Annotated in this window: 21 protein-coding genes; 12 read left to right on the forward strand and 9 right to left on the reverse strand. The window is 73.0% G+C overall.

Going from position 1 to position 20,064, the window contains the following annotated elements:
• The first annotated feature begins 61 nt into the window (after window positions 1–61).
• The 4 genes from BUS84_RS24065 (at window position 62) to BUS84_RS24080 (ending at window position 3,714) form a co-directional block, all read left to right on the forward strand.
• Entirely contained in the window at window positions 62–976 is a 915-nt protein-coding gene (locus tag BUS84_RS24065; protein ID WP_342199569.1) for a type IV toxin-antitoxin system AbiEi family antitoxin domain-containing protein, read from the forward strand.
• Window positions 977–1,066: 90 nt separating this feature from the next.
• Window positions 1,067–2,317: a phosphoribosylamine--glycine ligase gene (purD, locus tag BUS84_RS24070; protein WP_074315804.1), complete on the forward strand. Its 1,251-nt coding sequence runs from the start codon at window positions 1,067–1,069 to the stop codon at window positions 2,315–2,317.
• A 52-nt stretch (window positions 2,318–2,369) separates the two neighbouring features.
• Window positions 2,370–2,900 carry a SigE family RNA polymerase sigma factor gene (locus tag BUS84_RS24075; protein WP_342198641.1) on the forward strand — a complete coding sequence of 177 codons (531 nt, stop codon included), beginning with the start codon at window positions 2,370–2,372 and terminating at the stop codon, window positions 2,898–2,900.
• Entirely contained in the window at window positions 2,893–3,714 is an 822-nt protein-coding gene (locus tag BUS84_RS24080; RefSeq protein WP_074315805.1) for a hypothetical protein, read from the forward strand. Before BUS84_RS24075 ends, BUS84_RS24080 begins: the two co-directional genes overlap by 8 nt.
• An 8-nt stretch (window positions 3,715–3,722) precedes the next feature.
• Here the strand turns inward: BUS84_RS24080 and BUS84_RS24085 are convergent, their stop codons facing one another.
• The 3 genes from BUS84_RS24085 to BUS84_RS24095 form a co-directional block, all read right to left on the reverse strand.
• The gene (locus tag BUS84_RS24085; protein WP_074315807.1) at window positions 3,723–5,285 is read right to left on the reverse strand and encodes an AMP-binding protein; all 1,563 of its coding nucleotides are present in this window, start codon (window positions 5,283–5,285) and stop codon (window positions 3,723–3,725) included.
• A gap of 107 nt (window positions 5,286–5,392) precedes the next feature.
• Window positions 5,393–6,607, reverse strand: coding sequence for an acyl-CoA dehydrogenase family protein (locus tag BUS84_RS24090; RefSeq protein ID WP_074315808.1), 1,215 nt, complete (start codon window positions 6,605–6,607; stop codon window positions 5,393–5,395).
• Window position 6,608: 1 nt separating this feature from the next.
• Entirely contained in the window at window positions 6,609–7,061 is a 453-nt protein-coding gene (locus BUS84_RS24095; protein WP_074315810.1) for an SCP2 sterol-binding domain-containing protein, read from the reverse strand.
• Between the two features lie 76 nt (window positions 7,062–7,137).
• Between BUS84_RS24095 and BUS84_RS24100 the strand changes: the two genes are divergently transcribed.
• Window positions 7,138–7,776, forward strand: a complete 639-nt coding sequence (locus tag BUS84_RS24100) for a TetR/AcrR family transcriptional regulator (protein ID WP_074315811.1) — start codon at window positions 7,138–7,140, stop codon at window positions 7,774–7,776.
• 20 nt (window positions 7,777–7,796) lie between these two features.
• Here BUS84_RS24100 and BUS84_RS24105 read toward each other — a convergent pair whose 3' ends face one another.
• Window positions 7,797–8,441 (reverse strand): DedA family protein, encoded by a 645-nt coding sequence (locus tag BUS84_RS24105; RefSeq protein ID WP_425293462.1) that lies wholly within the window; start codon window positions 8,439–8,441, stop codon window positions 7,797–7,799.
• 170 nt (window positions 8,442–8,611) lie between these two features.
• On the opposite strand from BUS84_RS24105, the gene BUS84_RS24110 reads away from it, so the two are divergent.
• Together BUS84_RS24110 and BUS84_RS24115 are read left to right on the forward strand one after the other, a co-directional pair.
• Window positions 8,612–9,763, forward strand: coding sequence for a sensor histidine kinase (locus tag BUS84_RS24110; protein WP_084757574.1), 1,152 nt, complete (start codon window positions 8,612–8,614; stop codon window positions 9,761–9,763).
• Window positions 9,760–10,407 carry a response regulator gene (locus tag BUS84_RS24115; protein ID WP_074315814.1) on the forward strand — a complete coding sequence of 216 codons (648 nt, stop codon included), beginning with the start codon at window positions 9,760–9,762 and terminating at the stop codon, window positions 10,405–10,407. The genes BUS84_RS24110 and BUS84_RS24115 overlap by 4 nt, the downstream gene beginning before the upstream one ends.
• Window positions 10,408–10,438: 31 nt before the next feature.
• Here the strand turns inward: BUS84_RS24115 and BUS84_RS24120 are convergent, their stop codons facing one another.
• The 3 genes from BUS84_RS24120 to BUS84_RS24130 all read right to left on the reverse strand — a co-directional run bounded on the left by BUS84_RS24120 (window position 10,439) and on the right by BUS84_RS24130 (window position 13,391).
• Window positions 10,439–11,059 carry a DedA family protein gene (locus BUS84_RS24120; protein ID WP_074315817.1) on the reverse strand — a complete coding sequence of 207 codons (621 nt, stop codon included), beginning with the start codon at window positions 11,057–11,059 and terminating at the stop codon, window positions 10,439–10,441.
• A gap of 71 nt (window positions 11,060–11,130) precedes the next feature.
• Window positions 11,131–12,009: a MaoC/PaaZ C-terminal domain-containing protein gene (locus BUS84_RS24125; protein ID WP_074315819.1), complete on the reverse strand. Its 879-nt coding sequence runs from the start codon at window positions 12,007–12,009 to the stop codon at window positions 11,131–11,133.
• Entirely contained in the window at window positions 12,009–13,391 is a 1,383-nt protein-coding gene (locus tag BUS84_RS24130) for a 3-oxoacyl-ACP reductase (RefSeq protein ID WP_074315821.1), read from the reverse strand. The genes BUS84_RS24125 and BUS84_RS24130 overlap by 1 nt, the downstream gene beginning before the upstream one ends.
• A 55-nt stretch (window positions 13,392–13,446) precedes the next feature.
• Between BUS84_RS24130 and BUS84_RS24135 the strand changes: the two genes are divergently transcribed.
• From BUS84_RS24135 to purB, 3 genes are all read left to right on the forward strand, one after another.
• Complete coding sequence (locus BUS84_RS24135) at window positions 13,447–14,739, forward strand: acetyl-CoA C-acetyltransferase (protein ID WP_074315823.1); 1,293 nt, start codon at window positions 13,447–13,449, stop codon at window positions 14,737–14,739.
• Window positions 14,740–14,866: 127 nt separating this feature from the next.
• Window positions 14,867–15,736, forward strand: a complete 870-nt coding sequence (locus tag BUS84_RS24140) for an META domain-containing protein (protein ID WP_074315824.1) — start codon at window positions 14,867–14,869, stop codon at window positions 15,734–15,736.
• Window positions 15,737–15,811: 75 nt separating this feature from the next.
• Window positions 15,812–17,236 carry an adenylosuccinate lyase gene (gene purB / locus BUS84_RS24145; protein WP_074319064.1) on the forward strand — a complete coding sequence of 475 codons (1,425 nt, stop codon included), beginning with the start codon at window positions 15,812–15,814 and terminating at the stop codon, window positions 17,234–17,236.
• Window positions 17,237–17,404: 168 nt separating this feature from the next.
• Here the strand turns inward: purB and BUS84_RS24150 are convergent, their stop codons facing one another.
• Window positions 17,405–17,968 (reverse strand): YbjQ family protein, encoded by a 564-nt coding sequence (locus BUS84_RS24150; protein ID WP_074315825.1) that lies wholly within the window; start codon window positions 17,966–17,968, stop codon window positions 17,405–17,407.
• Between the two features lie 24 nt (window positions 17,969–17,992).
• Window positions 17,993–18,676: a S1 family peptidase gene (locus tag BUS84_RS24155; protein ID WP_074315827.1), complete on the reverse strand. Its 684-nt coding sequence runs from the start codon at window positions 18,674–18,676 to the stop codon at window positions 17,993–17,995.
• A 355-nt stretch (window positions 18,677–19,031) separates the two neighbouring features.
• Here BUS84_RS24155 and purS point away from each other — a divergent pair, with 355 nt between their 5' ends.
• Together purS and purQ are read left to right on the forward strand one after the other, a co-directional pair.
• Complete coding sequence (purS, locus tag BUS84_RS24160; RefSeq protein WP_053651986.1) at window positions 19,032–19,295, forward strand: phosphoribosylformylglycinamidine synthase subunit PurS; 264 nt, start codon at window positions 19,032–19,034, stop codon at window positions 19,293–19,295.
• Entirely contained in the window at window positions 19,292–19,975 is a 684-nt protein-coding gene (gene purQ / locus BUS84_RS24165; RefSeq protein ID WP_074315830.1) for a phosphoribosylformylglycinamidine synthase subunit PurQ, read from the forward strand. The genes purS and purQ overlap by 4 nt, the downstream gene beginning before the upstream one ends.
• The last annotated feature ends 89 nt before the right edge of the window (window positions 19,976–20,064 follow it).

Below are 20,064 nucleotides of genomic sequence, written 5' to 3' on the forward strand. Positions count from 1 at the left end.
ACAGGGGGGTGTCTGGGGTTCCGAGGTCGGTCAGGGTGGCCGGGTGGACGCCTTGGATGTTGTGCGGCGGGTCGCGGCCGAGCGGGACGGGATTGTGACGCTCGGCCAGGCGCGAGCCGCCGGCTTGACTACGCATGAGGTGCAGCGGTTCTGCCGGGCCGGCCGCTGGCGCGTTGTGGCGCGGGGTAGCTATCTCGTGGACGCCGAACTGTACGACGCTGTGCCTCGACGGGCGCGGATCAGGGCGGCGGTCGCCTCCTTCGGTCCGGCGGCCGCCGCGGTTCTCGCCACGGCCGCCGAGCTGCACGGACTGGCCGGCATGCGGGTCACCGACCTGATTCATCTGTCGATGCCGGGTCCCGTCGCCAGGCCGGCCCGGCTCGCCTACCCGGAGGTGGTGGTCCATCAGTTGGCCATCCCGCCCGAGCACCTCGTCCAAGTGGACGGGATCAGCGCTACTGCGCCGCTGCGGACCCTTGCCGACCTCACCCTGCGGGCTGATCGTTTCTCTGCGGTGAGCGTGCTGGATTCGGCGTTGAATCGTCGCCTCGTGGCCGCCGATGACCTGCTCTCCATCCCGCGTCTCATTCGCGGTCGGCGCGGCGCGGTCGCGGCTCGTGGCTACTTCGGTGAGGCGGATGGGCGGGCGCAGTCGCCGCTCGAGACGCGCGCCCGGCTCCGCTGCGTCGACGGCCGGGTACCGTCCGACACGTTGCAACTTGAGGTCCGCGACGACGACGGCTATCTGCTGGGGATCGGCGACCTCGGTTGGCGTGCTCCACGAGTGATCGCGGAAGCGGACGGCCGGGACGCACACGACACGCCGCAGGCCGCCTTCGCCGACCGCCGCCGCCAGAACCGCCTGGTCAACGCCGGCTGGTCCATCCTCCGCTTCACCTGGTCGGACACCCTCCAACCCGACTACATCCCCTGGACGGTCCGCCAAGCCCTCGCCGCCGCTGCCCGATCCCGTTGATCATGAGGTTGACGGGTCGGTCGATCACCGAAAGACCCGCAACCTCATGATCAACGAGATTGGGGGTGGGGGACAGTAGGATCCTGGGTCGTGCGGGTTCTTCTGGTGGGTGGTGGGGGGCGGGAGCATGCGCTCGCGCTCGGGTTGGCCGGCGATCCGGCCGTTACGCAACTGATCGCGGCGCCCGGTAATCCGGGTATCGCCGACGTGGCCGAGTTGCGGGCGGTGACTCCGACCGATCCGGCCGCGGTGGCCGCGCTGGCCGTGGAGACCGGGGCCGACCTGGTGGTGATCGGGCCGGAGGCGCCGCTGGTCGCCGGGGTCGCAGACGCGGTACGCGCGAAGGGGATCGCCGTGTTCGGCCCCTCGGCCGAGGCGGCCCGCCTGGAGGGTTCCAAGGCGTTCGCCAAGGATGTGATGACCGCTGCCGGCGTGCCCACCGCCCGGGCGTACGCCTGCGCGGACGAGGAGAGCACCGCCCGGGCGCTCGACGAGTTCGGCGCGCCGTACGTGGTCAAGGACGACGGCCTCGCCGCCGGTAAGGGCGTGGTGGTCACTGATGATCGGTCCGCCGCGCTGGCGCACGCCCGCGAGTGTGGCCGGGTCGTGGTCGAGGAGTTCCTCGACGGGCCGGAGGTCAGCATCTTCGTGGTGACCGATGGTGAGGCGGCGCTGCCGCTGCTGCCCGCGCAGGACTTCAAGCGGATCGGTGACGGCGACACCGGCCCGAACACCGGCGGCATGGGCGCGTACGCGCCGCTGCCCTGGGCCCCGCCCGGCCTGGTCGACGAGGTCATGCGCGACGTGGTCCACCCCACCCTGGCCGAGTTGCGCCGCCGCGGCACCCCGTTCGGTGGCCTGCTCTACGTCGGGCTCGCGATGACCGCCGCCGGCCCCCGGGTGATCGAGTTCAACGCCCGCTTCGGTGATCCGGAGACCCAGGTGGTGCTCGCGCTGCTGGAGACGCCGCTGGGCGGGCTGCTGCAGGCGGCGGCCACCGGCACGCTGGCCGGGCATCCGCCGCTGCGCTGGCGGCCCGGTGCCGCGGTCACCGTGGTGCTCGCCGCGGAGGGCTATCCGGCCGCGCCGCGCACCGGTGACGTGATCACCGGCGCGGACCGGCCGGGCATCATCCACGCCGGCACCGCCCGCCGGGCCAGCGACGGGGCCCTGCTCTCCGCTGGTGGCCGGGTGCTCTGCGGTACGGCCACCGGCGTCGATCTGACCGCCGCGCGGGCTGCCGCGTACGCGCTGGTGGACGGGGTGGAGTTGGCCGGCTCGCAGCACCGCACCGACATCGCCGCCGCCGCGGTCGACGGCCGGATCACGATTCCTGGCTGAACCCGGGCAACCTCCCCCCGCCTCGCCGCCGTTTGACCGGTGAGATGAGGGGGTGGCGGGTTTGCCGGTCGACGTCGAGGGCTACCGCGACTATGTCGGTGTGCGGCTGGAGCCGCTGCGCCGCACGGCGTACCTGCTCTGCGGTGACTGGCACACGGCCGACGACCTGGTGTCGACGGCGCTGGTCAAGCTGCTCCGGCACTGGCCGCGGGTGTCCGTCATGGACAACCCGGACGCGTACGTCCGGCGGACCCTGCTGCGGGTGTGGCTGGACGAGCGGCGCAGGCCGTGGCGGCGGGAGGCCGCCTGGGCCGAGGTGCCGGACCATCCGGTGGTGGCCGGCGGCACCGACGGCGCGGCGGACCAGCTGACCGTCCTCGCCCTGCTGGCGGAGCTGCCACCGCGCCGTCGGGCGGTGCTCGTGTTGCTCTACTTCTGCGACCTGTCGGTGGAGGAGACCGCGCGCGAGATCGGCTGCACCCCGGGCACCGTCAAGAGCCAGTCGGCGCGGGCGATCGAGACGCTGCGGGGTCGCCTCGTGGACCTGCCGCCGCCCACCGAGGAGGTACGGACCAATGGATGAGATCGCCCGGCACCTGCGTGCGGTGACGGCTGTGGCGCCACCGACCCGGATCGACCTGGACCGTTTGATCGCCGCTGACCGGCAACGCCGCCAGCACCGGACGTGGACGTTGGCTGGCGCCGGGGTGGCGGCCGTCGCGGTGACTCCGGCGCTGATCGCCGGACCGGAGCCGGGCGACGGAGGGATGGCGCTGCCGACGATGAGCTCCGGGACGGGCTCGACCGGCGGCCTGTGCCGGACGGTGCTGCCCACCGCCAGCGGGCCACTGCCGCCGTTGCCGACGTACGACACGGTGCGCGCCCGCCCGACGGAGCCTCCGCAGGAGGGGGAGGCCCGACTGACCGGGGCGCTGCGCGCGGCGGTGGACGTCGTCGTGCCCTCCGATGTGACGGTCGTCGGCGCGGTGCCGCAGTGCGACCGGCCGCAGTTCGCGTACCAGCCGCGGAACCGGGAGTACCGGGCGGTCGCGCTGCTCAGCCGGGATGATCTGCGCGGCCATCTCATGGTGACCGTGCGTCCCACGCCGGCCGAGGTGCAGGCGGACTGCGCGGAGTTGCCCTACCGGGGGGAGTGCGAGGTTCGGGGGCTCGGTGACGACGGGGTGGCGATGGTCAGCAGCAGTACCGACCCGGGCGGGGGCGTGCACCGCTGGGCGCAGCTCCAACGGGTCGACAAAACGCTGGTCACGGTCACGGCGGACAACATCGTGGTCGCCGCCGACGGCACGCCGGAGCTGACCGCCCCGGAGCCGTTGCTGACTGCGCACGAGCTGGTCGAGCTGGCGCGGGCCCCGGGCCTGACCCTCTACCCCTGAGTGGTGGGTCAGCCGTAGTAGCGGCGCAGCTCGCGGCTGACCACCTTGCCGGTGGCGTTACGGGGCAGGTACTTCACGAAGATCACGTCACGGGGTACGGAGAAGCGGGCCAGGTAGTGCCGCACGTACTCGCGGACTGCCTCCGGATCGAGCGTCTCGCCGGGGTGCAGGGCGAGGAACGCGGCCAGCCGCTGGCCGTACTCCGGGTCGGGCACCCCGATCACGGCGGCCTCACGGACCTGCGGGAGCCGGGCGAGCAGGTCCTCCACCTCGGAAGGGAAGACGTTCTCCCCGCCGGAGACGATCATGTCGTCGGCGCGTCCGTCGACGAAGAGCAGGCCATCGGTGTTGACCCGGCCGAGGTCGCCCGTGTCGAGCAGGCCGTCGTGGATTTCCCGGGTCGCGCCTGAGGTGTAGCCCTCGAAGAGCATCTCGTTGCCGACGAAGATGCGGCCGACCCGGCCGCCGGGTACCGGCTCGCCGCTGTCGTCGAGGATCTCCAACCGGGTGCCATGCGGCGGCCGGCCGGCGGTGGTGGGTGCCTCCCGCAGGTCGGCCGGCCCGGCGATGGAGGCCCAGGAGACCTCGGTCGAGCCGTACAGGTTGTAGAGCACATCGCCGTAGGCGTCCATGAACGCCGGGGCGAGGCCACCGGGCAGCGCCGAGCCGCTGACCGCGACGACCTTCAGCGCGGGCCGCGGGTCCGGCGGCGGCACCTCCAGCAGTCGCTGCAGCATCACCGGTACGGCGAAGAGCGCGTCACAGCCGTGCGCGGAGAGCGCCGCCAGCGTGGCGGTCGGGTCGAAGCGGCGGTGCAGCACGATGGTGGCCCGCAGCGCGAAGGACACCTGGAGCGCCGCGAAGCCCCAGGTGTGGAAGATCGGTGCGGCGATCATCACGGTGTCCCGGGTGTGCAGCGGGATCCGGTCGATGATGGACACCAGTGGCCCGAAGCCGTTCGGTGTGGGTCGGCGGGCGCCCTTGGGGGAGCCGGTGGTGCCGGAGGTCAGCACGATGATCCGGCCGTCGCGCTCCGGTGGGCGCAGCTCGCCCGGCAGCGCCCCGGCGATCAGCTCCGCGTGGGCGCGCTCGTCGACCCGGTGCAGCTCGGGCGGGAGCCCGAGGACCAGTTCGGCGAACTCGTCGTCGTGCACCAGCACCCGCAGTCGTTGCTCCTCGGCGACGGTGGCCAGTTGCGCGGCGGACAGGCCGGTGTTGACCAGGACCGCGTCGACGCCGAGCAGGGTGGCTGCCACGATCGTCTCGATCAGGCCGTGGTGGTTGCGGCAGAGCACCCCGATCCGGTCGCCGGCCTGGACGCCGAGCGCGGCGCGCAGCGCGCGGGCCAGCCGCTCGGCCCGGTCGAGCAGCTCCTCATAGGTCAGCTCGGTGCCGTGCTCGTCGAGCACCGCCGGCCGGCCGGGGTCCCGGGCGGCGGCCTGGCGCAGCTCACCGGCGAGGCTCCAGCCCCAGGTGCGCAGGGCGTTGAGCTGCGAGGCGACGCGAATGGGCCGGCCCGGGGTGAGCAGGCCGCGCCGGGTCAGCGTGGCGACGACGAACGGCAGGTCCATGCCCTTGGGCCTCCTTCGGGGTGCACGGATGGTCCCCCGCAGGGGCCCATCCTCGGGCTCTGCTGTCGATCATGCACCGGATCCGCCGAGCTGCCCAACCGCTGTGATCAGCGGATCTGCATTCCGGAGATCGCCCGGGAGATCACCAACCGCTGGATCTCGGAGGTGCCCTCGAAGATGGTGTAGATCTTCGCGTCCCGGTACCAGCGCTCCACCGGGTGGTCGCGCAGGAAGCCGGCTCCGCCGAGCAACTGCACCGCCTTCTCGGTGACCGACACCGCGACCTCGCCGGCCTTGAGCTTGGACATCGACCCCTCGCCGGCGGTGAACGGGCGGTTGTTGCGGCCCATCCAGGAGGCCCGCCAGACCAGCAGCCGCGCCGCGTCGATCTCCATCCGCATGTCGGCCAGCGCGAACGCGACCGCCTGGTTCTCGATGATCGGTCGTCCGAACTGGACGCGCTCCTTGGCGTAGTCCAGGGCGTACTCGTAGGCGGCCCGGGCCACGCCGAGCGCCTGCGCGCCGACGGTGGGTCGGGACAGCTCGAAGGTGCGCATCGCGGCCTGCCCGGTGACCCGCTGCCCGGAGCGGGCCCGGTCCAGGCGTTCCAGCAGGGCGTCCCGGCCGCCGAGCAGGCAGCGCCCGGGCACGCGTACCCCGTCGAGGAAGACGTCGGCGGTGTGTGACGCGCGCAGGCCCAGCTTGCGAAGCTTGCGGGTGGCGGCCAGGCCGGGGGTGCCCGGCGGTACGACGAACGCCGCCTGGCCCCGGGAGCCGAGCGTGGGGTCGACCGAGGCGGTGACCACGTGCACCCCGGCGATCCCGCCGTTGGTGGCGTACGCCTTCTGCCCGGTCAGCACCCACTCGTCGGTGGCCTCGTCGTAGACCGCCCGGGTACGCATCGCGCCGACGTCGGAGCCGGCCTCCGGCTCGCTGGTGCAGAACGCGGCGACGGCCGGCGAGTCGACGTCGCCGAAGCACTGCGGCACCCACTCGACCATCTGGTCGGGGGTGCCCGCGCCGTAGATGGCGGCGACGGCGAGGGAGGTGCCGAAGATGCTCAGCCCGATGCCGGCGTCACCCCAGAAGAGTTCCTCGCTGGCGATGGGCAAGGAGAGCCCGGTCGGGTCGGCCCAGCAGGTGGCGAGGAACTCGAAGCCGTAGAGGCCGACCTTGGCGGCCTCCTGGATCACCGGCCACGGGGTGTCCTCACGGGCGTCCCACTCGGCGGCGGCCGGGCGCACGACCTCGGCGGCGAAGCCGTGCACCCAGTCGCGCAGGTCCCGCTGTTCCTCGGTCAGGTCGAGCGAGAACTCGGCCATCTCAGGCCTTGGGGATGTCGAACAGGTTGGCGATGTTGGCGGCCAGGCCGAGGTCGCCCTTCGCCTTCAACTTGCCGGTCATGAACATCATCACCGGGTTGGCGCCACCGGAGACGATCTTCAGGAACTCCACCGGGCCCATGGTCAGGCTCAGCTTCGGGTCGTGCTGCGGGGTCTCGTTGACGTCGCACTTGCCGTCGGCGATGACGACCTCGTAGGTGTCGCTGCCGCCGTCCGGGCGACCGGTGATGATCCAGTGGATGACCGCGTTGGTGGAGCCGGCGCGGTCCGCGCGGAACAGCGACGGCATCCGGCCGAACACCTCGCCCAGGACCTTGCCGCGCAGATCGCCGGACATCACCTGGGCGATCTTGTCGTCCGGGGTGGACTTGACCAGCTGGGCGAACTCCTTGGGGCCGACGTTGGCGAAGGTCGCCGGGTCGAAGTCAGTCATGGGGGAAAACACCTCTCGGGCCGTCCGAATTGGTTACTCCGGCGTAACCCTACGCACGAGTAGGTATGCTCGCAAGGTGTCCACCGCTCCCGCCTTCAAGCGCCTGCCACGGGCCGTCCGTGAGCAGCAGATGCTCGACGCGGCCGTCAAGGTCTTCTCCCGACGTGGCTTCCACGCCGCCAGCATGGACGAGATCGCGGAGGACGCGGGCATCTCCAAGCCGATGGTCTACGCGTACCTCGGCACGAAGGAGGAACTGTTCGTCGCCTGCCTGCACCGGGAGGGCACCCGGATGATGCAGGCCATCGCCGGCGCAGCCGCCCCCGACCTGCCGGCCGACGAGCGGCTCTGGCGAGGGTTGCGGGCGTTCTTCGGCTTCGTCGGCGCGTACCGCGACGGCTGGGCCGTGCTCTACCGGCAGGCCCGGGGCGAGCAGCCGTTCGCCGGCGAGCTGGCCACCATGCGGGCCCGGCTGATCGAGGTGGTCGCCGGGATGCTGGATCACGCGTTGCGCGCGGAGGGCCGCGAGGTGGCCGGCACCGACCTGGAGGTCGTCGCGTACGCCCTGGTGGGCGCGACCGAGTCGCTGGCCGACTGGCTCGCGGACCACCCGGAGGCCGATCCGGAGAAGACCGCCACCCGGATGATGAACGTGGCCTGGCTCGGCGCCGGCCAACTTTTGCACGGCGTCACCTGGCGCCCGGCTTCCGACTGACGCTCCGGCCGACCTCGCCGTCATCGCGCCGGTGTCCGGCTCACCGGCCCGGTCGTCGGCACCGGCAGCGCCGAGCGGCGGCGCCTGCCGAGCCAGCGGACCACCTCGACGACCATGGTCACCGTCAGGGCGAGGCCGAGGCCGAGCAGCAGGCCGCGCAGCGGGTCCTGTTCGAAGGCCAGGCCGCCGAGGTAGCCGACCAGCGCCGAGTAGAGCCCCCACGAGCCGGCGGCCAGCGCGTCGAAGGCGAGGAAGCGTCGACGGGGATAGTGGACGGCTCCCATGGTGAGGGTGACCGCTGTTCGGCCACCCGGCACGTAGCGGGCCACGGTGAGGATCAGGCCGCCCCGGTTGGCGATCCCCCGGCGGGCGCGTTCGACGGCGGCCCGGCGCCGGCCGTCGGGCGGGAGCCGGTCGAGCAGCCGGGTGCCACCGCTCCGCCCGATGGCGTACGAGACATGGTCGCCGACGAGAGCCCCGGCGGCGGCAACCAGGATCACCGCAGGCAGGTACGGCGCCCCGGAGGCCGCGAACACCCCGGCGGTGATCACCGCCGTCTCGCTCGGCACCACCGGGAAGAAGCCGTCGAGCACCGCGATCGCGAAGATCGCCAGGTACACCCACGGCGAGGACATCGTCTGGTGCAGCAGGTCGAGCAGGTCCATGATCCCAATGCTGGTGCCGCCATCGGCCGCCGCCATCGGCCAGTGGTCAGCCGGGCGACACGACTTAGGTAGCGTCCGGCCCGGACGGCGGGTAGGGGTCTTCCCCCACCGCACCCGGGTCTGTCGGGCGCGGGCGGCACGATCCCCCGGTGGAGCCCTACGCTCGCTGCGTGGTTTCCCGCGCCGTCGTGCTGCGGCGGGTCGTCGAGCGGTACGCCCCGCTGCTGCTCGCCGTCGTGGTCGCCGCCGCCGTCTGGGCCAGTGCGACCGGCGCGATCGGTGTCCGCTCGCCGTTGCCGGGGGTCGTCCCGCTGCTCGTGGCCGTGGCCTCGGGTTGGGCCGCCGGCCAGGTTCGGGCCCGCCGCTGGCCGCTGTTCCTGGCCGCCGCTGTCGCCTGGTTGGTGCTGGCCGCCGCGGCACCCGGGGTGGTCGCCTCGTACCAGGCGGGCCTGCGGCTCCGTGGCCGCCGGCTCACCGGTTACCTCGTCGGGGTCGCCCTGGTGCTGACCGGCGGCGTGCTGGTCGGGCTGGCGGTGGGCGGTGTGCGTCGACTCACCACCGCCACCTTCGGCAACGTGCTGCTGCTGACCGCCTGTCTGGTCGGGCTCCCGTTGGTCGTCGGCCTCTGGGTGCGGGCCCGTCGGGACACGCTCGCCGCCCTGCGGGACCGGGCCGAGCGGCTGGAACGCGAGCAGGAGGCCCGTGCCGACCGGGTCCGTGCCGAGGAACGGACCCGGATCGCCCGGGAGATGCACGACGTGGTGGCGCACCGGGTGTCGCTGATGGTGGTGCACGCCGGGGCGCTGGAGGTGACCACCACCGACCCGGAGACCGTCGAGGCCGCCGTGCTGATCCGCGAGACGGGACGGCAGGCGCTCACCGACCTGCGCGAGGTGCTGGGCGTGCTGCGGCAGGCCGGCCCGGCCGGAGCGCCGGAGCGGGCGCTCGACGCCCTGGACGGGCTGATCGGGGAGTCCCGCGCCGCCGGGCTGCGGGTGTCCCGGTGGAACGAGGGCGTGGCGGCGACGCTGCCGGCGACCGTGGGACGCACCGCGTACCGGGTGGTGCGGGAGGCGCTGACCAACGTGCGCAAGCACGCCGCCGACGCCGAGACGACCGTCTGCCTGCGCTACCTGCCCGGCGGGTTGGAGGTGGTGGTCCGCAACGGCCCGTCCACGGGCGGGCTGACCCTGCCCGGCGCCGGGCACGGGCTGCTCGGCCTGCGCGAGAGGGTGGAGTTGCTCGGCGGCCGGCTGGAGGCGGCACCCGTGGACGGCGGATTCCTGGTCCGCGCCCTGCTCCCGGTGGCGGGTGCGGTGTGATCCGGGTGGTGGTGGTCGACGACGAGCAACTGGTCCGCGCCGGGCTGCGGCTCATCCTGGAGGCGGCGCCGGACATCGTGGTGGTGGGCGAGGCGGCGGACGGCGCCGGCGCGTTGGAGCAGGCTCACCGGTTGCACCCCGACGTGCTGCTGCTCGACGTGCGGATGCCGGGCGTCGACGGGCTCACCGCCGCACCCGAGGTGGTCGCCGTCGGCCCGAAGGTGATCATGCTGACGACCTTCGACCTCGACGAGTACGTGCACCGGGCGTTGCGGGCCGGAGCGATGGGTTTCCTGCTCAAGGACACCCCGCCCCGGGAGTTGGCCGCGGCCGTCCGCACGGTGGCCGCCGGGAACGCGATGCTCGCCCCGACGGTGACCCGGCGACTGATCAGCTCGTTCGCCGAACGTGGTCCGGCCCGCCAGGACGCGGCCCGCGAGCGGCTCGCCCGGCTCACCGCGCGCGAGCTGGAGATCGTCCGGGAGGTGGCGCGCGGGCACGGCAACGCGGAGATCGCCCGGCGGCTGACGATGAGCGAGGCCACCGTGAAGGCGCACGTCAGCCGGGCGCTGGCGAAGCTTCAGGCGGGCAACCGGGTGCAACTGGCGATCCTGGTGCACGACGCCGACCTGCTTGACGGGTGACCGCGCGTCCGGGCTGACGGTGCCGGGTCGGTCAATGGTGGGCGGCGGCGCGGCGGCGCGCTCGGCTGCGCAGACGCCGGACGCCCTCGATGCCGAACGTGACGATCACCGCGAGCCCCACGCCGACGAGGATGCCCCGCACCGGATCTCGTTCGAAGGCCAGCCCGCCGAAGTAGCCGAGCAGACCGCAGTACAGCGCCCAGGTGACCGTCGCGATGCCGTCGTAGAGCAGGAACGACCGGCGTGGGTAGCGCACCGCGCCCATGGTGAGGGTGACCGCGGTCCGGCCACCCGGAAGGTATCGGGAGGTGGTCAGGATCAGCCCTCCGCGCCGGTCCACCGCCCGCCGCGCCCACTCGGAGCTGGCCCGCCGGCGGCTGCCGATGGGCAGGTGAGCCAGCCGGGAGGCGCCACCGCCCCGCCCGATGGCGTACGAGACGTGGTCGCCGACCAGCGCGCCGAGCGCGGCGGCGGCGACCACCGCGACCACGTTGGGGTGCCCGCCGTCGGCGGCGAGCACCGCCGCCGTGATCACCGCCGCCTCGCCCGGTACCGCGGGGAAGAACGCGTCGACCGCGGTGAGCCCGAAGATCACCAGGTACACCCACGGCGAGGTGACCGTCCCCCGGAGCAGGTCGAGCAGGCCGTCCATGCCCCCAATGCTCGGCGGCCGGCCAACGTCCGGCGGCGCTTCGCCGACATTCCGCCGCCCGGCCCGCCCGGTCAGCGCACGGTGCCGGCGAGATGAGGTCGGCCGGTGCGGGGGTCGTGCAGAGCGAAGTCCCAGCCGTCGTCGGCCCGGGCGGCGGAGAAGCCGATCGTGCCGGGCAGCGCCACCGGCAGCTTGAACGCCACCTCGACGGTGCCGGCGTCCGGCAGCCGGTTGTCCAGCGCGGCCAGGCAGCGCGCCTTGGTCCACATGCCGTGCGCGATCGGCCGGGGAAAGCCGAAGAGCCGGGCACCCAGCCGGGAGGTGTGGATCGGGTTGTGGTCGCCGGAGACCCGGGCGTAGTCGGTGCCGACTCGAGTGCCGACCCGCCAGTGGGCGGTGCTGGCCGGCGTCGCAGGCCGGTCACTCCGGTCGCGCCGGGCACCGCCGCCGTCGCCGCGCTCCCGGCTGAGGTACGTCGCGACGCCGCGCCAGACCTCCGTCCCGGCGGCCGAGGCGACCAGCACCACGTCGAGCTGCCGGCCCCGCTCGTGCGGCCGCAGGTGCTCGGCGTACGCGGTGAGGTCGAGCAGCTCATCCGCGAGCACCGGGCGGTGCGCGGTGATGCGGTTCGCCACGTGCACCAGGCCGGTCACCGGGAACGGGAACTCCGGCGCGGTCATCAGCCGCAGCGTCAGCGGGAAGCCCAGCACGTGCGGGTACGTGACCGGCAGCCGATCGGACAGCGGGAACCCGCAGACCCGGTCGTAGTCGGCGAGGTGTGCCCGGTCGACCTGAACGCCGGCGACGGTCAGCGCGACCGCCGGCAGTGTCCGGTCGCGCCGGCCACCGGGCAGCGCACCCCGCAGCGCCCGCCGGTACAGCGGGCCGGTGGCCGGCAGCCGGGTCAGCTCGACGGTGGCCCGGACCGGCTGGTCGTCCGCGTCATCCATCACGCCCCCAGCAGGCTCTGGCCGCAGACCCGGACCACGTTGCCGCTGACCGCGCCGCTGGCCGGCCAGGCGAGCCAGCCGATCGTCTCGGCCACGTCGACCGGCAGCCCGCCCTGGGCCAGGCTGTTCATCCGCCGGCCCGCCTCGCGGACCATCAGCGGGATGCGCGCGGTCAGTCGGGTCTCGATGAAGCCGGGGGCCACCGCGTTGACGCTGATCCCCCGCTCGCGCAGGGCCGGGGCGAGCGAGTCGACCAGCCCGATCACGCCGGCCTTGCTGGTGGCGTAGTTGGTCTGTCCCCGGTTGCCGGCGATCCCGGCGATCGAGGAGACGGCCACGATCCGCCCGCCGGCCGGGATCAGCTCCCGTTCCAGCAGCACGTCGTTGATCCGCTCCTGACTGGAGAGGTTGACGTCGATCACCTGGTCCCACCGGTCGGCGTCCATCCGGCCGAGCGTCTTGTCCTGGGTGATGCCGGCGTTGTGCACCACCACGTCGATCCGGCCGTGCCGGCTGGCCAGGTGGTCGGCGAGCCGGGTCGGCGCGTCCGGAGCGGTCAGGTCGAGCTGGACGGCGGTGCCGCCGATGTCGTTCGCCACCGCGGCCAACGCGTCCCCGGCGGCCGGGATGTCCAGCGCCACCACCTGGGCGCCGTCGCGGGCGAGCACCCGGGCCAGCGCCGCACCGATGCCCCGGGCGGCGCCGGTGACCAGCACGACCTGCCCGTCCAGCGGGCGGCTCCAGTCGGCCGGGGCGCTCGCGTCGCCGCTACCGACCCGGATCACCTGCCCCGAGACGTACGCGGACCGGCCGGAGAGAAGGAACCGGAGAGTCGATTCGAGGCTCGTGAGTGTGCCGGCCGGGTCGGCCGTTGCGGCGCCGCCGCCGCGGCTCACCTGGACGAGTTGTGCGGTGACGCCCCGACCGAACTCCTTGCCGATGCTGCGGACCAGCCCCTCCAGGGCCCGCTGGGCGGTCGCCTCACGCGGCGTCGGGCACTCCTGCGGCGGGGTGCCCAGCACGATCACCCGACCGCTGGGCAGCACGGCCCGGGCCTGCGGGTGGAAGAAGTCGTAGAGCTGGCGCAGGTCGGTCGAGTCGGTGATCCCGGTGGCGTCGAAGAGCAGAGCCCCGTACCGCTGTGGGGTGTCGGTGGGGGTTGCGGCGGTCGGGTCGGCCAGCTCGACCCCGGCGGCGGTCAGGATCTCGGCGACCGGCTCGGCGAGCCGGCCGCCGGTGGCCGCGCCGAGCAGCGCCGGCCCGGGCAGCAGCGGGTCGCCGGGGTGGTGTCGGCGCAGTCGCGGCGGGTCGGGCAGCCCCAGGCGCTTGACCAGCGCGCGGCCGGCGGCCGATTGGACGAAGCTCGCGTACCTGTCGGTCATGCGCGTAGCCTACTGGCGAGTAGGGTTCGAGCAACACATGCCGAGGAGGCGGATCGTGCAGAGCATTCGGCGGGTCGCGGTCATCGGGGGCAACCGGATCCCCTTCGCCCGTTCCAACTCCCGGTACGCGGACGCGTCCAACGCGGACCTGCTCGGCGCGGCGCTGGACGGCCTGACCGCCCGGTACGGGCTGGCCGGGCAGCGGGTCGGCGAGGTGGTGGCCGGGGCGGTGCTCAAGCACTCCCGTGACTTCAACCTGACCCGGGAGGTCGTGCTCGGCTCCCGGCTCGACCCGCACACCCCGGCGTACGACATCCAGCAGGCCTGCGGCACCGGCCTGGAGGCGGCGATCCTGGTCGCCAACAAGATCGCCCTCGGGCAGTTGGACGTGGGCATCGCCGGTGGCGTCGACACCACCTCCGACGCGCCGCTGGCGGTCAACGAGGACATGCGCCGGACGCTGCTCAAGCTCAACTCCGCCCGCACCCTGGGCGAGCGGGTCAAGATTGCCGCGAAGCTGCGCCCGCTCCAGCCGTTCAAGCCGGAGATCCCGCGCAACGCCGAGCCGCGTACCGGGCTGTCCATGGGGGACCACGCCGCCCGCACCGCGCTGCGCTGGCAGATCGACCGGCGCTCCCAGGACGAGTTGGCGCTGCGCTCGCACCAGCGGCTGGCCGCCGCGTACGACCTGGGCTTCTTCGACGACCTGATGACGCCGTACCTGGGTCTCACCCGCGACCAGAACCTGCGCCCCGACACGAGTCTGGAGAAGCTGGGCTCACTCAAGCCGGTCTTCGGCACCCGTGGCCCGGACGCCGAGCTGGCCACCATGACCGCCGGCAACTCCTCACCGCTCACCGACGGCGCGTCCACCGTGCTGCTGGCCAGCGAGGAGTGGGCGAGCGCGCACAATCTTCCGGTACTGGCCTGGTTCAGCTGGTCGGAGACGGCAGCGGTGGACTTCGTGCACGGCGACGAGGGGCTGTTGATGGCTCCCGCGTACGCGGTTCCCCGGATGCTGGCCCGGGCCGGGCTGACGCTCCAGGACTTCGACTACTACGAGATCCACGAGGCGTTCGCCTCCCAGGTGCTGGCCACCCTCGCCGCCTGGGAGGCACCGGAGTTCTGCAAGGACCGGCTCGGCTTGGACGCCCCGCTCGGCGCCATCGACCGGGACCGGGTGAACGTCAACGGTTCCTCCCTGGCCGCCGGGCACCCGTTCGCGGCGACTGGTGGCCGGATCGTGGCGACCCTGGCCAAGCTGCTGGCCGAGAAGGGCAGCGGACGCGGGCTGATCTCGATCTGTGCCGCCGGGGGTCAGGGCGTGACGGCGATCCTGGAGCGCTGACGGCCGCACCCCGCCGTGATCCCACCCGTCCCGGACGGCAGCTGCCGGGGCGGGGAACCGAGGACCGCGCTCGCTCGTCCAACGACCGTACGTCCGGCAGCGGAGAGCGACGGACCGGGGAGAGCCGATGGGCCGGAGCAGATTCGTGGTGGCGGTGATCGTGTTGGGCGCCCTGCTCGCGGGTTGCGGGGACGGTGGCGGTTCGCAAGCCCCGACTCCCGACCGGTCGCGGGATTCCGGTGCGGTCGATTCGTCGCGGGTCGAGCCGGTCGGGCTGATCGGCAACTGGACGGTGACGGCACCCGACCCGGATTCCAGCGGAATTCTGCGGCTCGCCCCCGTCGATCAGGGCGGCCTCTCCTGGTTCGGCACCTGCGGTACGGCGATGGGGACGTGGCGGGCCGACACGAACGGTCTCTTCCTGGCCGGCGTCCCGAAGAACCCGGCGTCCGGAGAGCGGCGCTGCCGGCTCGCCCCCGACTGGCTGCGTCAGGCCACGTCGTTCCGGTTCGAGGGCGAGATCCCGGTGCTGCTTGACGACCAGGGCCGGGAGGTTGCCCGGCTGCTACCGGGCGCGAAGCCCACGCCCGGGCCGCACGTGGTGCCGTCGCTGGCGGAGCCACCCATGGTCACCCCCGAGGTGCGGCAGGCCTTCACGCCGGCCGTCGGGCTGCCCCCGCACCTGAAGCCGGCGAGCCGCGACGACCTGCGCGGTCGATGGGTGCCCGTCGGGCCCGCCCGCGGCTCCGCCCACGTGGAGCTGCGGAACGACGGCGAGTGGCGGGGCTCCGACGGGTGCAACGGCCAGCACGGACGATGGGTGGCGGGGCCGGACGGCGCCCTGCTCGCGACCGCCGGCCCGAGCACCTTGATCGGCTGTCGCAGCGTCCCGGTGGCGACCTGGCTATCCGAGGCGTCGCGTGCGGGGTTGGACGGCGAGGTGCTCGTGCTGCTGACAGCCAAGGGGACGGAGACCGGGCGGCTGGCGCGGGGGTGATCGACGACCGGCCCAGGGTGTGTCCGCAGGTGGCCCCGTCCGGGGGCGGGCACCGGGTACGGGAGAATGGGCTCCGTGACGACGATCCCGAACGTGCTCGCCAACCGGTACGCCTCGCCCGAACTGGTCGCCCTCTGGTCACCGGAGGAGAAGGTCCGGATGGAGCGACGGCTCTGGCTCGCCGTGCTCCGCGCTCAGCGCGACCTCGGCGTGCCGGTGCCGGACGGGGTGGTCGAGGCGTACGAGCGGGTGCTCGACCAGGTCGACCTCGCCTCCATCGCGGAGCGGGAGCGGGTCACCCGGCATGACGTGAAGGCACGGATCGAGGAGTTCAGCGCGCTCGCCGGGTTCGAGCACGTGCACAAGGGGATGACCTCCCGGGACCTCACCGAGAACGTCGAGCAGCTCCAGGTGCGCGCCTCACTGGAGCTGATCCGGGATCGTGTGGTGGCCACCCTGGCCCGGCTCGCCTGGCTCGCCCACGAGCACTCCGAGCTGGTGATGACCGGCCGTTCGCACAACGTGGCGGCGCAGGCCACCACATTGGGTAAGCGCTTCGCCTCGGCGGCGGAGGAGCTGCTCATCGCGTACGAGCGGCTGGAGGAGCTGATCGCCCGCTACCCGCTGCGCGGGATCAAGGGGCCGGTCGGCACGGCGGCAGACCAGCTCGACCTCTTCGACGGCGACGCCGACAAGGTGGCCGAGCTGGAGCGGCGGGTCGCCGAGCACCTGGGCTTCTCCCGGGTGCTGGACAGCGTCGGGCAGGTCTACCCACGATCGCTGGACTTCGACGTGCTGGCCGCGCTGGCGCAGACCGCCGCCGCGCCGTCGTCGCTGGCCACCACGATCCGGCTGATGGTCGGCCAGGAGCTGGTCACCGAGGGCTTCAAGCCGGGCCAGGTCGGCTCCAGCGCGATGCCGCACAAGATGAACACCCGCTCGTCCGAGCGGGTGAACGGCTTCGCGGTGATCATCCGGGGCTACCTGTCGATGGTCGGCGAGCTGGCCGGTGACCAGTGGAACGAGGGGGACGTGTCCTGCTCGGTGGTCCGCCGGGTGGCCCTGCCGGACGCCTTCTTCGCCGCCGACGGGCTGTTCCAGACCTTCCTCACCGTGCTCGACGAGTTCGGCGCGTACCCCGCGGTGATCAACCGGGAGCTGGAGCGGTTCCTGCCCTTCCTGGCCACCACGAAGATCCTGGTGGCGGCCGTCCGGCGTGGCGTCGGTCGGGAGGTCGCGCACGAGGTGATCAAGGAGCACGCGGTCGCGGTGGCGCTGGCCATGCGCGAGAAGGGCTCGCCGGAGAACGACCTGTTCGACCGGCTCGCGGCGGACGGCCGGCTGGGGCTGTCCCGCGCCGACATCGACACCCTCGTCGCCGACCGCACCGCCTTCGTCGGCGCCGCCCCGGCCCAGGTCGCAGCGGTCACCCGCCGCATCACCGCCGTCGTGACCGCCCACCCGGACGCCGCCACCTACTCCCCACCCCCCATCCTCTGACCCCGACCCACCCCGCCCCCGCCCTGCCCCCGACCCACCCCGCCCGTCCCGTCCCGCCCGTTGATCATGAGGTTATTGCCGCGACACGCCGAGGCGGATGGCAACAACTTCATGATCGACGGGGTGGGCTGCGGGTCCGGCTGGGCCGGGGTCGGGTGGGTGGGTGGGTTAGTCGCCTGTGGGGGTTTCGGCGGCGGTGCGGAGGTTGGGGGCGCTCGCCGGTTCCGCGATGCCGCCGGGCGACCCCGTGAAGCCCGCGTCGTGCGCGGTCTCCGCGGCGATCGCCGGCTGGTCGGCCGGCATGACGTCGGGCATCTTGGGTACGACGATCACCGCCGTCCCGTACGCGCAGATCTCCATCCACATCTCGCCACAGTCCCGGCTGTCGAACCGCATGCCGATCACCGCGTTGGCGCCGAGCCGCAGGGCCTCCTCGCCGAGCCGGGCCACCGAGTCGGTGCGCCACCGGGTCAGGTTGTCCGGGGCCAGCGGGTCGTACGCGCCACCGCGCAGATTCTTGACCCCCTCGCGGTACGGGTTGCGCGTCCTGGCCATCGATGACACCACCTCACCGAGTATCTGGCGGATCTCGTAGCCGGGCAGTTGCTCCGTCGTCACGACCAGCACGCTTCCGATGCTGTCAGGAGCGGCGTGACCCGATCGTGTGCATTGTTCACCTGATCGGATGCTGCAAAACGACGCGGCGCGGACGGCCGGCGCAGCGCCTGCCATCCGCGCCGCGTGGGGCGCTAACCGTCAGACACCGGCCACCGAGGTGATCCAGGCCCGGTTGTACGCGACGCTGCCGTAGTTCTGGATGCTGGAGCCGTCGGCCGTCGAGGCCACCCCGACCTGCTGGCCGTTGTAGAACTGCGGGCCGCCCGAGTCGCCCCGCCAGGCGTTGCCGTTGATCCGGGTGCTGCGGATCGCCTGGCCGCCGTACGCGTCGGTGGCGCTGTTGCTGGTCACCCGCACGGTGGCGGTCTTGAGCTGGCTGGACGCCGAGCAGCCGCTGTAGCAGGTCATGCCCCAGCCGTAGATCGAGTTGGTCGAGCCGATCGGCGGGTTGCTGCTGGCCAGGCTCACCGTCGAGGTGCTGACGGTGCTGGAGAGCCGCATCAGGGCCAGGTCGCTGCGGGTGTAGGTGGCGCTGACGGTACGGGTGACCCCGCCCGAGGAGCGGTAGACGCTGCCGACGCGGACCGACATGGTGCCGCTGATGCAGTGCCGGGCGGTGAGCACCCACTGCGGGGCGATCACGCTGCCGGAGCAGGTGAACGAGCCGTTGCTGAGCACCGCCGCGGCCCAGGGGGCGGACGAGACGGTGTTGCCGCCGATGATGGGTTGCGGGCCGGCCGGGGCGGCGGCCGCGCCGGACGCGGCGCCGAGGACGCCGACCAGCGCGGCGCCGAGCAGGGCGAGCAGGGGACGGATGCGCATCGGGTGGACTCCTTGGACGGGGCGGACCGGGGGTCGCCGGGTGCGGGAGGGCGACAGCGGGGGTTCCCGCCGCCGCTGACATCGAACTGTGTCGATGTACAGTAGGACCCACGGCGGCTGTTTTCAAGAATTCGATCGAGGTTAACCAATGTAACGATTCGGCGACCCTCAGCGCCGTATATGCCCTGGTGAGGCCGCGTGTCCCGCGTGGCGACCCGTCCCGGTCGCCGGTTGTGTCGAGCACTGCCTGAACCGCACCCGGCCGGTGCGTCCGCGACGGTATCTGCCAGGTACGCTGGCTGCGCTCGCCCGTTGTGGGTCGGCACCCAACTGCGTACACAGTCAGGAGTGCCCAGTGCCTCGCGTCGTCGTCGACGTCATGCTCAAGCCCGAGATCCTCGATCCGCAGGGCCAGGCCGTCGCAAACGCGCTGCCCCGGCTCGGCGTCAGCGACGTCGCCTCGGTTCGGATCGGCAGGCGGATCGAGATCGATTTCACCGGTGAACCGGACCTGGACCGGGCCCGGGAGATTGCCGACAAACTGCTCGCCAACCCGGTCATCGAGGACTTCACCGTCCGCCTGGTCGAGGCCGACGAGACCGCGGACGCCCGCTCGTGACCGCCCGGGTCGGTGTGGTCACCTTCCCCGGCTCGCTCGACGACGGGGACGCGGCCCGAGCCGTCCGGATCGCCGGGGCCGAGCCGGTCCGGCTCTGGCACGGTGACCCGCAGCTGCACGGGGTGGACGCGGTCGTGCTGCCCGGCGGCTTCTCCTACGGCGACTACCTGCGCTGCGGCGCCATCGCCCGGTTCGCCCCCGTGATGGAGACGATCGTGGACGCCGCCCAGGGCGGTCTGCCGGTGCTCGGCATCTGCAACGGCTTCCAGATTCTCTGCGAGGCGCACCTGCTGCCCGGCGCGCTCACCCGCAACCAGCACCTGCACTTCCGCAACCGGGACCAGATCCTGCGCATCGAGTCGGCCGGCACCGCGTGGACCAACGCGTTCCAGCCCGGCCAGGAGGTGCTCATCCCGGTGAAGAACGGCGAGGGCTGCTACGTCGCCGACACCGCGACGCTGGATCAGCTCGAAGCCGAGGGCCGGGTGGTCGCCCGCTACATCGGCGGCAACCCGAACGGGTCCCAGCGCGACATCGCCGCGATCACCAACCCCGCCGGCAACGTGGTCGGCATCATGCCGCACCCCGAGCACGCGGTGGAGGCGCTCACCGGCCCCTCGCTGGACGGCCTCGGCTTCTTCACCTCGGTCCTCAAGCACCTGGTGGGGACGCCGGCGTGAGCGCGAGGAGTGAGCCGGGTCTGCGAGCCCCGCAGTCGCGAACGATGAGTGGGTCGGTGACCGGCGGCACGATCATCGGTCAGCTCAAC

Source organism: Micromonospora cremea (genome assembly GCF_900143515.1).
Lineage (GTDB): Bacteria > Actinomycetota > Actinomycetes > Mycobacteriales > Micromonosporaceae > Micromonospora > Micromonospora cremea.